This window comes from Tautonia rosea (genome assembly GCF_012958305.1).
GTDB lineage: Bacteria > Planctomycetota > Planctomycetia > Isosphaerales > Isosphaeraceae > Tautonia > Tautonia rosea.
Map to the genome: position 1 here is coordinate 32,653 of NZ_JABBYO010000005.1, position 13,083 is coordinate 45,735.

A 13,083-nucleotide genomic window follows, 5' to 3' on the forward strand; every position below is an offset into this window, starting at 1 on the left:
CATTGCAAAACGCCATGCCGAGACGATTCAAACGAAGGACGCACCCCATGTCCTCTCCCGACCGCCTGACCGCCCGAGAGGGGGGCTTGCTTGTCATTGACCTCCAGGGGAAGCTCCTGGACACCATGCGCTATGGCGACCTCGTCGTGGCGAATGCTGTGCGCCTGATTCAAGCGGCCCAATTGCTTTCAGTCCCGGTCTGGGCCACCGAGCAATATCCCGAAGGGCTTGGTTCGACGGTTGCCGAGGTGCAAGAGTTGATTCCCGATCGCCCTTCAAAGCGGACCTTTCACTGCCTCGGCGTTCCGGGGCTGGAAGAGCGGGTACGAGAGCGAGACGTCCGTCACATCACGCTCACGGGGATTGAGGCCCATGTCTGTGTTGCCCAGACGGCCCTGGAACTGATCGACCGCGGCTTCCGGGTGCAGGTGCCGGCCGATGCCGTCGGCTCGCGGAACTCGATGGACTGGGAGTTTGCCCTGCGACGCATGGAACGGGCTGGGGCCGTCCTGACGACGACCGAGGCCGTCCTGTTCGAATGGGCTGAGACGTCCGATCGCCCGGAATTCAAGGCCATCAGCGCCCTCGTCCGCGACTTCGTCCCCCCTCGGAAACGCAAGGACAAGCACAAGGACCGCCCCCGTCCCAAAGATACCGACCCAGATGAGGACGAGTGATCCCCTCGTTCCTGACTCGCGATTGACGCGATTTGGATGCGTCTATCGCTGATCCTCGATCACCTTGACTTCGCATCCGACTTTCCCGAAGGACTCTTCCCGTGACCACACCTGCCGCCAAGCCCCTGGAGCCTTCTCCCCGAGTCCTGCTCGGCCCTGGACCGTCGAACGTTCATCCTCGCGTTCTCTCGGCGCTGGGGATGCCCCTAGTCGGCCACCTCGACCCCGAGTTCGTCTCCTTGATGGACGAGATGCAGGGGATGCTCCGCCAGGTTTTCCGTACCGAGAACCCCCTGACCCTGGCCGTCTCAGGCACCGGATCAGCCGGCATGGAAGCGGTGGTCGTCAACGTGATCGAGCCGGGCGATAAGATGCTCGTCTGTGTCAACGGCGTCTTCGGCGGCCGGATGGTCGATGTCGCTCAGCGCGCCGGGGCCGAGGTCACCGCCATCGAACGCCCCTGGGGAGAGGTCTTCGACCCTCAGGAGGTGGAAGACGCCATCAAGAAGGTCGGCCCGAAGCTCGTCGGCATCGTCCACGCCGAAACCTCGACCGGTGCTCATCAGCCCGTCCAGGAGATCGCCCGCATCGCCCACGACCACGGTGCGATGATCGCCATCGACACCGTGACCTCGCTCGCCGGCGTGCCTGTCGAGATCGATGCCTGGGACATCGACGCCGTTTACTCCGGCACCCAGAAGTGCCTGAGCTGCCCCCCAGGCCTCGCCCCCGTCTCGTTTGGCCCGAGGGCAATTGAGGCGATCAAGAACCGCAAGAGCAAGGTGCAGTCATGGTATCTCGACATGACCATGATCGGTCGCTACTGGGGTTCCGACCGCTTTTATCACCACACCGCGCCGATCAATATGAATTTCGCCCTCCGCGAGGCCCTGGCCCTGGTCCTCGAAGAAGGGCTCGACGCCCGATTCGCCCGCCACGCCCTGAACGCTCGGGCCCTCGCCACCGGCCTGAAGGCGATGGGGATCGACTACGTCACGGCTGAAGGTCACCGCTTGCCGCAGCTCAACTGCGTAAGCATCCCCGAAGGCGTCGATGACCTGGCCGTGCGCAAGCGGTTGCTCCACGACTGGAACGTCGAGATCGGCGGCGGCCTCGGCGACCTGAAAGGCCGCGCCTGGCGGATCGGCCTGATGGGTTACGGCTCCCGGCGCGAGTCGGTCACCCTCGTCCTTGCTGCCCTGGAAACCTGCCTCCGCGACTCCGGCGTCTCCATCGAGCCCGGCGCCGCACTGGCCGCCGCTGCCGAGGTTTATGCCGAGGCCACCACCGCGACGGCCTCGGCCTGATCCTTGCCCCGGACGGTCGTCCTTGACCGTCCAGTTGACATCAATTCCTCTGGCGAAGGTGTGATCAGGAACTCAACCTTCGCCGGGGCCTTCCTTCGGCCCGTCGGATGAGACAATCCCTTCGGACTCGTCGATCGTATACGTGCGATTGACCTCCAGATCGCTCAGTTCAGTCGAAGCCCCTGAGGGCCATTCTATGCGCAGCGACTGGACCTGATCGGCCGATCCTAGCCCGAAGGTGATCGGGAATTCGACCGACGACAGATACCCCTTGCCCGGGAAATGCTGCCGGAGTTGCTCGGTCCCCCCGGCCTTCAGAGCCAGCCGGGCGCCAATACCGTCGCGGTTCGAGTCGCGCCCGACCAGGTTCAGACGCACCCAGTTATTCTCATTTCCTCCGTCGTTACGGAAGATCCGGGCACGCTCCCCGTTGGAGGTCATCACCACGTCGAGGTCGCCGTCGCCGTCGAGATCGACATAGGCACTGCCTCGACCCACGATCGGCGTGAACAGATCGGGGCCGACCGTCTCGGCGGTGACCTGGGTAAACAGGGTCGGACCCGGGCGTCCGCTGTTCCAGAACAGCTGGGCCGACTGGCGGTAAGTTTCGCTCGCCTGGGTCTTTTCGATGTCCGACTCAAGGTGGCCGTTGACCGACAGGAGGTCGAGCCGGCCGTCGAGGTCGTAATCGAAGAAGAACAGGCCGAACTTCAAGGGCGGCTGGGTCGGCGCCCCGAGGCCGAAGACGTTCGCCAGGTCGATGAACTGCATTCGAGACGGATCATCCGCCACGTAAAACGCGGTCATCTCGTTCGCGAAGTTGGCGATCGCCAGCGCCAGCGAGCGATCGTTGCGGAAGTGGGCCCAGTCAATCCCCATCGCCCCCCGAACCTGGCCCGAAGGATCGAACGAGACCCCGGAGACGATCCCCAGTTCCTCAAACGTCCCGTCGCCATTGTTCCGGAACAGAAAGTTCCGCACCGTGTCATTGGCGATCGCAAGATCAACAAATCCATCTCCGTCGATATCGAACGGGGCCACGCCGAGAGCCTTGGCCATCGGGTCTTTCAGCTCCGGGGTGACCAGTCGGATCCCGGCCTCCTCGCTGACATCGGTAAAGGTCCCGTCTCCGTTGTTGCGGAGCACGATGTTGTGATCCCCCCGGAACGCGGTTGGCGGCCCGTACGCCCGCTCCGACCCCGTCCCGGTCAGCTGGAACCCTTGAGAGCTGTCGTATTCGGCCGACCAATCGACATAAGCACACAGGAACAGATCCAGAAATCCGTCGTTGTCCATGTCGAAGAATGACCCGGACGTGAGCCAGCCGTCGCCGGCCTTGGCGTTTGCCTCCTCGGTGATCTCAGCAAAAACCCCGTCGTCGTTCCGAAACAGACGACCGCCGGACACCGTGGTGATGTAAAGATCAGGGTCGCCGTCATTGTCGATGTCGCCCACGACCGCCCCCATGCCATGCATCGGAATCGACAGACCGGCGGCCGAGGTCACGTCAGCGAAGTGCCCTGTACCGTCATTCCGGTAAAGGGCCATGGTCGGGCCTCCTGTACTGCCTTCCTCCGCATCCCAGGGAAGCTGGTTGACAAACAGGAGGTCGGGGTCGCCGTCGGTGTCGTAATCGATGACGGCCACGCCAGAGCCCATGGTCTCGGGAAGCAGTTTCTCTCCCCTCGCCGCGTTCTCGTGGACAAAGTCGATGCCGCTTTCGTCGGTGATCTCGACATAGCGCACCGTCGGCAAGGCGGCGACCTCAACGATCGGAGCACGTTCCGGAGCAGCGGCCTGAGGCACGTACTCGGTGCTCGCCTCGCCTCCACAACCGGTCATCGCCAGCGCAATGGCCCCGACCACGACCAGGATCATCGCCCAGTTCAAGACTTCGATCGTCGATCCGCCTGAGTGGTTTGTGGAAGGAGTCATTCCGTCACCTCGTTGCTGGCTCGATCCTCGGTTTCGCTTACGGATTCACGACGGCTGGCGTTCTCGGGGAGTCCCGGTGCTCCCGGACGATGCAGGTCGTAGATGACAATCGGCTGCGCGTTCATGTCTGCGGCAGGATTGTTTTGCCGAGCCGTCTGAATCGCCCGACCCTGGGCGGTTTCATCGGGTCGGACCAGATCATGCAGTGCCTTATGGGCCGTCTCCAGCGCCCTCGACAGTTCCGAGCGGGCCTCGGCGTCGACCTCGGTTTCCCAGGCCTTGCCAAGGTGCGTACTGACCTCGATCAAGATGCCGACTCGTGACGCAAAAGGCGGTCTTGGTCCGTTGATGAACGCCTCGATCAACCGCGTCATGGTTCGAGACTGCTCGGCTCTGGCCTTGGCCTGGTTGGTTGCGGCGCGATTGTCCTTCGCATTGGCGCCGTTGGCGATCGTTTTGGCGGTTTCGATCAGATTCTCGGGAGGTGGAGGAGGTCCTTCCCACGGATCAAGCGCCGATCGCGTCCGAACAAACTCCGCATAGGCCTGGCCGATCCCGAAATGAGCCGCCTCGTTTTCCGAGTCGAGGGCCAACGTACGCCGGAACGCATCGACCGCGCGGCTCATGTACGAGAGCCTCTCCTCGCTATCAAGCGGTTCGATCCGTCCTCGACGGTCAAGCGCTCGGCCGAGGTCATTGATGACGACATAATCCTTGCTGAAATCGAACTTCCGAGCCGGAACGCGAGTGTTGAGCACGTCTTCAAAGTTCTTGATCGCAGCATCAAGGTTTCCTTGATCCATGTTGATCAGGCCAGTCAGCCAGTTGATCGTCCAAGAGGCCTTGAACTCCGGATCAGCCGCGGCGTTTTCGAGCGCTTCCAGCGCCTCGGGAATGCGCCCTTCGCGTCGATAGACGCGGGCAAGGTTCACCCAGCCGTCGGCCTTGCCGTACTGTTCGGCCACGGTCAGGAAGACAGGCTCGGCCTGTTTTAAGAGTCCCTTCTGGGCTCCCGTTTCTCCTCCTTCGAGGAACAGACCGATGCCGTAATCATTCCAGCGCTGCCATTCCTGTTCGATCGGCGACGGAGGGTTCTCCGGCGTGGGTCCCCCGGCAACCGGCAGCTGGATCGAGTCTCGTGCCATCACAACAGTCGGCAAGAGGTCCGGTTCGCCGTCGCCGTCCGGGTCGGGCCATTGCCCTTCGCCGTAGATGAAGTCCAGATAGGTCCGGTCAAACTTCCGGTAGTTGACCTTCGCCTCCAGCTCAATCGGTCCGGAAACGCCCTCACTCGGCACGTCGATCCGGAAGTGGACGACCTGACCGGCCCCAGGCGGAATCTGTCGGTTGTACAGGGGGACAAAGATGTCTTGAGGATTGCGCCGGTCGATCCGATTACCGTACCGGTCGAGCATGTAGACGTTAAGGAACCGCGAGTATGGATCGACATGACCGTCGTCGTCCATGCCACCCGACTTGCCGATCACCCGGCCGTCGCTCGATGCCGTCAGCTCCACCCAAATCTCATTCGAGTCCACCGTCCCCTGTGAGAAGTGGTGGCCGACACCGAGCGTCCGCACGACGACCTCGATCAGATACGAGTTCCCCGGCTTCAATTCCGGAACCTTTGGCCGAAGCGGAGCGATCAGTTCTCCGTCGATTGTGCCCCCTTCGATCACGCCGAACAAATCAACGCGGAGTTTCTTGTCCTGCAAGTATTCCGCATGAGCCTTCATGGCCTCCTCGTGCCCAAGGGCCGAGGCCAGCCCTGTATTCGCCGCCGGGAACAGGTGATTGTGGATCTCCCGACCGGGTTCGCCGTCGAAATTACGAGCGCCGAAGTCATCGGACGGGATGAAATTCATGTGGCATTCCGCGCAATTCGTCTTCGCCACCTCGGGGTAATAGAAGCTTCTCGCTCCGTGGCCGGAGACACCGGACAGAAGGTAAGAATCGTGGTGGTTCTGCCCTCGTGTGAAGTCCTTGTAATGATTTAGCTCGAAGGGCAGGCTGACTTTGTGACAGGTCGAGCAGAACTCCGTCGTCTTGTGCAATGGCTTGAGGAAGGTCTGCTTGTGCAGTTCCGGCTTCGCTTTGACCAGCGTGTGGTTGATCCACTTCAATACCGCATTGTCACTTGTGGCGAAGGGATAATGCTGCGGTTCCTCAATGGTGTAGTCGCCATTCCCACGCGTGCTGTTGACGTGTGTGATGGAGTGGCACGACGTGCAGGTGATCCCCGCATGAGCGGTCGGATCATTCACATCGTCATAGTTCGGGTCGTCGAACTTCCCGGAGAGAAACGGAACCGGGTCGTGACAGCCGGCGCACCATCGGGCGGCTCGGGTCGTTCCGTCTCGGGCTAGCGAGACCTCTCGGGTTTCCCGGACGCTCGCCAGATACATCGGGTTGTTGAACGAGCTGAAATGGTGCGACGAGTGGAACCAGCCGTCGTACGAATCTTGATGGCAGTCCATGCAGTACTGGTCCATCATCAAGGTCTCTGCCGGAATCAGGTTGCCGTCGGCTGTCTTGACCTCTGATGGGAAGAAATACTGCGCTCCTTCGCGAGGCCCGACCTTGTTCGTTTCCCTCGGGTCGAAGGCGTGCATGAATCCCATCAAAACCACCACGACCCCGACGGCTGCCGTCCAGATCCGGGCATACTGCCACTTGATCCGAGGCCCGGCCAGACGATGCCTCACGTACAGCACAATGGCCAGCGGAGGGGTGATCAGGTGCAGCCAGTACCCGATTTCCCGAAGGACCGGATCCCGCACCTCGAACCCGCCGATTCGGATCAGGACGATTCCAGAGATCAAGACGATGATCGACGTTCCCAGCAGCCAGTATCCCTGGCGAATCGCCGAACGGTTCGGCCGATTCCTGGAGGTCAGCAGGTGACCGAAGCCGAAGACGATGAACGGAACGATGATGACGAAGCCCAGCAAGAGATGCAGGGCCACCATGAGCATGTAGAAATAGGTATCCTGAGGCGCTCCGCTCAGCCAGGTCAACAACGTGACACTGGCCATGTAAATCCCCGTCGCGCCCAGCACGGCGAAGCCGATCAAGACGATCCAGAGCAAGGGACGTAGCCCCTTGCCGATTGCCGGCTTGTAGACAAACCCCCGGCGATCACGCATCGGACGAGGCGCAGGACGTTCCGTCGCAGACATAGGCAAACCCCCCTCGGCAGGATGAGCCGATCAATTAATTCTCGACCCGTGGATGAAACACCTGTCGGACCGCTCGGCCCGACGCGTTGAATCCACACCTCAAGCGTTCATCGCGGCCAACCGCGGCGACAACGATCAACGCGTCGAAGTGCGCAACCTCGTGTTTCAGCGCAGTCGAGGAGGGCGATCGATTCGAACGCACCTTCGGATCGGTCTCTCCGCGTCCGCTTCCGGACGAAGGAGATCTGAAGGCTCATTCGGAATCGGGTCGATCCACTCAAGCAACGAGGAATCGCCCGACCACACCGAGGACCGCAGGGGCGGACGCTCGGAATCTTCCGATGGGCACCGCTGCTCGATCTCAATCGGAGAGGGAGCCTCAACGATCACGGTGCCGTCGACCGTCACGGGAGCCCGATCACCTGGATCGCTCGACAGGCCGAAGACCGGCCGATCGGCCACATGGCAAGCGGCAGCACCCGCCTCTCGGGACGGACCAAGAGCAAGCGCACACCCGGTCAGGGCAGCGAGCATCACGGCCTGCCGAGCCTTGGACGACAGCGCGGGCACCGGGATCGGCTCCGATCTCTTGCGAACGACGGGACCAATGGGCGAGATGTGCAACTCCTTTAAGTCTGCGAAGGCAGTCGCTCGAAGTCAAGGACGATCATCGCCAAACTGTGGCCATCGAGAAAAGCCTCCAGGTTCAAGAACTCGGAAGGACCGGCCCCGAAGAATACCGCCAATCCCTTGCGACCGACTCGACCCCTCCCGCCCTGCTTATGCTATTCTGGGACGTCGCGGTACGCCCACGACCGTCTTGATGGATCCTCGCCCCCTGGCCGGGGATGAGTCGTTGCCCTTGTTGTTTCTCACCGCCTACCGAGGAGGACCACGCGTTGTTCGCCGGACCCATCATCGCCCGAGAACTGCTGACCGCTCCCCGGCCGCCGCGCTATTATGCCGCCCGGGCGTCTTATGCCGGTGGCTTGCTGATCGTCATGCTGACGGTCTGGCAGGTCCTGGTCGGCTGGGACGAGGGCAACGCGCTGAGCATCCTGTCTCGATTCGGAGCCATCCTGTTCTCATTCTTCGCCTATCTTCAACTGACCTTGATGCTCTTCTTCGCGCCGATCGCCGCGGCCACCGCCGTGGCTCATGAAAAAGATCGGCGGACGTTCGTCCTCTTGCTCATGACCGACCTGCGCGACATCGAGATCGTCGTCGGCAAGCTCGTGGCCAGCCTGTTGCAAATCCTGACGTTATTGCTCACGTCGTTGCCGGTCTTTTGCCTTTGCCTTCTGCTCGGCGGCGTCTCGTTCGGGCAGGTGATCGACGTCTTCCTCGTGACGTTTGCCGCCGGGTTCTTCGGCGGGGCGCTGGGGATGATCGTTGCGCTCTGGCGCGACCGGACGTTTCAGTCGATTGCCTTAACCGTGTTGCTCGTCGTGCTGTTCTTGATTCTCGGCGAGGCGGCGGCCCTCATTCTTCCCGAGTCCATTTGGATCGCTTCAGCCCTCAGCCCGTTTCAGGCCATTGCCGAGGCGATCCGCCCCCGTCCCGAGCGCCTGGTCGGCCCACTCGGGGGTTCGAGTTTGGTCTTCACCGGCATCTATCTCGCGGCGGCGGCGCTCATCGTCCTGGCCTCGATCATCAAGCTCCGCGTCTGGAATCCCGGCAAGAACGAGCCTCGGGAACAGCGTGAAGGGGACGAGGAAGGCGACGTCGAGGTCGTCGAGCAGCTCTACGAGGTGGATGAAGCCGAGTCCCTGGCCGAATCCGCCCGACGCTCCCCCGCGACTGTCAGCGCAGTCATCGCCGAGCAGGTCTCCGAGGCCCGCGGTGATCGTCCCGAATCACCCCGCATTGGGGTTGCGACGGCCCCCGATTCCTCCGAAGCCGAGCCTTACGTCCGCCGCGAGACGACCGGCCTGCACGTCCCTCGCCGCACGCACCGTCGGGTCGTCCGCAAGTTCCGCCCGTATCGCGAGGTCTGGTCGAATCCGATCCTCTGGCGAGAGCTTCGCACCCGGGCCTACGGTACCAAGCCCCTGATCATCAAGGGGGCCTACGTGTTGGCCTTCGCCTTGGGCGTGGCAGCCTATTTTACAAGCATCGGCCCCGGCTCCGGTCCCTGGGAAGGGGCCAAGGCGGCCATCCCCGCCTTGCTGGCCGTGCTCAGTCTCATCCTCGTCAACGCCCAGGGGGTGACGGCCCTGACGAGCGAGCGCGACACCGGCGCACTGGACTTGCTGCTCGTGACCGAGCTGTCTCCGCAGCAGTTCATCTACGGCAAGCTCTATGGTGTGTTGTACAACACCAAGGAGATGATCGTCTTGCCCATTGCCCTGGCCATCGGCATCTGGGCGATGGGCTACATGAAGCTCGATTCCTTGATCTTCGTGCTCATCAACTTCGCCGTGCTCGTCCACTTCTCGGCGATGCTCGGCCTGCATGCGGCCATCACGTATACGAATAGCCGACAGGCAGTGGCGAATAGCCTGGGGACGATCTTTTTCCTGATGCTCGGCATTTTGTTCTGCGCAGCCTTGATCATCCAGAGCAGGCAGGAATTCGCCCGGCAGTTGCTCAGCTTCCTGGTGTTCATCGGGGCGGGCAGCGTGGCGCTCTACGGATCGCTCGGCGCGAAGAACCCCTCGCCGGCGATCGGATTGGTGGCGTTGCTCACCCCCTTCTGGAGCTTCTACTGCATCATCAGTATCCTGCAGGGAGACTTCGGGGCGGCCTTCCTGGTTAGCCTGGCGGTCTACTCCTTTGCCCTGTTGTCGATGCTGATCCCTGCGGTCAGTGATTTCGACATCGCCCTGGGACGCACCAATGCGATTCAGGGGTAGTGCCCGCCGCCGCCGTCGACCGGGCCTTCCGGCCTCCCGCCTCGCCTTCCGTTGACCCCCTCGGCTTCCTTCCGCCTGCGCTCCTGAGAGAATCGAAGCCGAGGGGGAGCCTCCTACCCTCCGAGGGATCTCCGATGCAGCATCGGTTACGCTGGGCCCTCCTCTCCCCGGCCCTCTTGCTCTGCGTCGCGGTTTCGGCCGCGCCGATCTTCCAGGACGACGCCGACGACGATCTCGCCCGAGAACTTCCCCGCATTCCGGCGGTCGAACCGGCCGATGCCCTTGCCACGTTCAAGGTTCAGAACGGCTTCTCACTGGTCCCCGTGGCCATCGAGCCGCTCGTGACCGACCCGGTCGACGTCTGCTACGATGCCGACGGCCGGCTCTACGTGGTCGAGATGCGCGGCTATCCGTATCCCCAGGACGTGCCCACCGGCCGCATCCGCCTGATCGAAGACACCGACGGCGACGGCGTGTACGACTCCGGCACGACCTTCCTCGACGACATCTCCTGGCCGACCGGCATCGCCCCCTATGACGGCGGCGTCTATCTGACGATCGCTCCCGACATCATCTATGCCAAGGACACCGACGGCGACGGCGTGGCCGACGTGCGCAAGGTCGTCTTCTCCGGTTTCGGCCTGAGCAACGTTCAGGGCCTGCTCAATGGCTTGCTCTGGGGACCCGACGGCTGGATTTACGGCGTCGCCAGCTCCAACGGGGCCGAGGAGGTGATCAACCACACCCGGCCGAACGATCCCCCTATCCCCCTCGGCCGTCGCGACTTCCGCTTCAAGCCCGACGCCTCGATCTTCGAGCCGATCTCCGGAGGAGGCCAGCACGGCCACAGCTTCGACGACTGGGGACACCGCTTCACCTGCTCGAACAGCAACCACATCCGTCAGATCGTTCTCCCGGCCGACTCCCTCGCCCGCAACCCCGATTACGCCGCCAGCACTCCGGTGGCCGACATCGCCGTCGAAGGGCCTGCGGCCCCGGTCTTCCGCATCAGCCCGGTCGAACCCTGGCGGATCGTCCGCACCCGCCAACGCGCCGCCGACCCCGAGTTCCGTCGCCGATTGCCCCCGAACGAACTGGTCCCCGCCGGTTACTTCACCTCCGCCACCGGCGTGACAATTTACCGAGGCTCCGCCTACGGTCCCGAATACCTCGGCAACGCCTTCATCGGCGACGTCGGCGGCAACCTCATCCATCGTAAGAGAATGGAGATCGACGGCGCCGCCTTCAAGGCCACCCGGGCCGAGGAAAACGTGGAATTCGTCGCTTCCACCGATAACTGGCACCGCCCGGTCGGCTTCCGGAACACGCCCGACGGCACCCTGCTCGTCATGGACATGTACCGCGAGACGATCGAGCACCCCGCCTCGATTCCCGAGCCGATCAAGAAGCACCTCGACCTGACCAGCGGCTACGACCGCGGCCGGCTCTACAACCTCGTCCCTGCCGGCTTCACCCGCCGCGAGCCCCCTCGGTTGAGTCAAGCACCTTCGAGCGAACTCGTCCCCTTGCTCGCCGATCCCGACGCCTGGTGGCGCGAGACCGCCCAGCGCCTTCTTCTCGAACGCAACGCCGTCGAGGTTGCCCCGGCCCTCCGTGCCCTGGCCGCGGCTCGCCCGACCGCCCTGGGACGGATGCACGCCCTCTGGACCCTCGCCGCCCTCGGCCAACTTACGAGCGAAGATCTCTTGCCCGCCCTCTCCGACGACGAGCCCCGCGTTCGGGAAGCCTCCGCTAAACTCGCCGAGCCGATTGTTGCCGACAGCCCCGCCCTGCGAGAGGCGCTGCTCGCCCTGGCGAACGACGACGACTCAATGGTCCGCTTCCAGGCCGCCTTCTCGATCGGAGCCGTGGATGGGCCAGACGCGATCGACGCCCTCGCCGCCATTGTCGCTCACGACACGGGCGACCGCTGGACCCGATCGGCCGTGATGAGTTCGCTTTCAGGTCGGGCCGATCAGTTGCTCTCCGCGCTCGTCGATCGTCCCGAGGTCCTCGATCGCCCCGAGGCCTCCGCCTGGATTAGCGAGTTGGCCCTCCTCGTCGGTGCCTCGGCCGACCAACAGGCGCTCGACGCCCTGCTCTCCCGGATCGCCGGTCCCGATGCCCGGCCTTCGGTGGTCCTCGCCGTCCTGACCGGTCTGGGCGAAGGGCTCCGACGTTCGGGGGGATCGGCCGCGACCCTGCTTGCCGGAGAGGCTGGTCCCGCTCTCGTCCCCGTCTTCGAACGCGCCGCCGAGACCGCCCTGGGTGAGGGTGATGACTCCAGCCGCGTTGAAGCCGTTCGACTCCTCGCACTCGCCCCGAGTGACCTGGCCCTCGACGTCCTACCCGAGCTGATCGACGGCCGCCAGCCCGCTCCGGTACAGCTTGCCGCCATGCGAACGCTCGGCGACCGCTCTGAATCTGAGGTCGGCCCGTTCCTGACCGCTGCCTGGCGAGCGCTCAGCCCAGCCGCCCGGCGAGAAGCGACCGAGGTCCTTTTTGCCCGTCCCGACCGGATCCTGGCCCTGCTCGACGCGATGGAACGCGGTGACATCCCTCCCGGACAGCTCGATCCCGCCCGGCGTGATCAGCTCCTCCAATCGCGAGACGCCAGGCTCCGCGCCCGTGCCGAGCAGCTCCTGGCCAACCTCGGCACCTCCTCACGAGCCGAGGTGGTCGCCTCCTACAAGGGTGCCCTCGCCCTCTCTGGCGATGTCGCCCGCGGCCAGGTCGTCTTCCGGGCCGCCTGTGCCACTTGCCACAAGGCCGAAGGGTTCGGCGCCGAGGTCGGCCCCGACCTGGCCACCGTCACCAACCGCGACGAGGAAGGGCTGATCCTCCACATCCTCGACCCGAACCTTGAGGTCCTGCCCCAGTACCTCAACTACAATGTTGCGACCGTCGACGGCCGCATCCTCAGCGGTCAGATCGCCTCGGAAACCCCCACCTCGATCACGCTCAAGCGTGCCGAAGGGGTCACCGATGTCGTCCCTCGCGACCAGATCGACGAGCTCTCCTCGTCCGGTCAGTCCCTCATGCCCGAAGGGCTTGAGGAGCAGGTCTCCGTCGAGCAGATGGCCGACCTGATCACCTACCTCAAGAGTCTCTCCGGCAGCTGATCCTCAGG

At 63.6% G+C, this 13,083-nt stretch carries 7 protein-coding genes; 4 read left to right on the forward strand and 3 right to left on the reverse strand.

Annotation, left to right across the window (positions count from 1 at the left end):
* The first annotated feature begins 47 nt into the window (after positions 1-47).
* Positions 48-677 (forward strand): hydrolase, encoded by a 630-nt coding sequence (locus HG800_RS09930; protein WP_169976418.1) that lies wholly within the window; start codon positions 48-50, stop codon positions 675-677.
* Between the two features lie 101 nt (positions 678-778).
* Positions 779-1,984, forward strand: coding sequence for a pyridoxal-phosphate-dependent aminotransferase family protein (locus HG800_RS09935; protein WP_169976420.1), 1,206 nt, complete (start codon positions 779-781; stop codon positions 1,982-1,984).
* Between the two features lie 72 nt (positions 1,985-2,056).
* Here the strand turns inward: HG800_RS09935 and HG800_RS09940 are convergent, their stop codons facing one another.
* The 3 genes from HG800_RS09940 to HG800_RS09950 form a co-directional block, all read right to left on the reverse strand.
* Entirely contained in the window at positions 2,057-3,919 is a 1,863-nt protein-coding gene (locus HG800_RS09940; RefSeq protein WP_169976422.1) for a CRTAC1 family protein, read from the reverse strand.
* Positions 3,916-7,065: a tetratricopeptide repeat protein gene (locus HG800_RS09945; RefSeq protein ID WP_169976424.1), complete on the reverse strand. Its 3,150-nt coding sequence runs from the start codon at positions 7,063-7,065 to the stop codon at positions 3,916-3,918. The genes HG800_RS09940 and HG800_RS09945 overlap by 4 nt, the downstream gene beginning before the upstream one ends.
* 198 nt (positions 7,066-7,263) lie before the next feature.
* Complete coding sequence (locus HG800_RS09950) at positions 7,264-7,668, reverse strand: hypothetical protein (RefSeq protein ID WP_169976426.1); 405 nt, start codon at positions 7,666-7,668, stop codon at positions 7,264-7,266.
* A gap of 329 nt (positions 7,669-7,997) precedes the next feature.
* Here HG800_RS09950 and HG800_RS09955 point away from each other — a divergent pair, with 329 nt between their 5' ends.
* On the forward strand, positions 7,998-9,953 hold the full coding sequence (locus tag HG800_RS09955) for an ABC transporter permease subunit (RefSeq protein WP_169976428.1): 1,956 nt from the start codon (positions 7,998-8,000) through the stop codon (positions 9,951-9,953).
* A 134-nt stretch (positions 9,954-10,087) separates the two neighbouring features.
* Positions 10,088-13,075 (forward strand): PVC-type heme-binding CxxCH protein, encoded by a 2,988-nt coding sequence (locus tag HG800_RS09960; RefSeq protein ID WP_169976430.1) that lies wholly within the window; start codon positions 10,088-10,090, stop codon positions 13,073-13,075.
* Positions 13,076-13,083 lie beyond the last annotated feature (8 nt).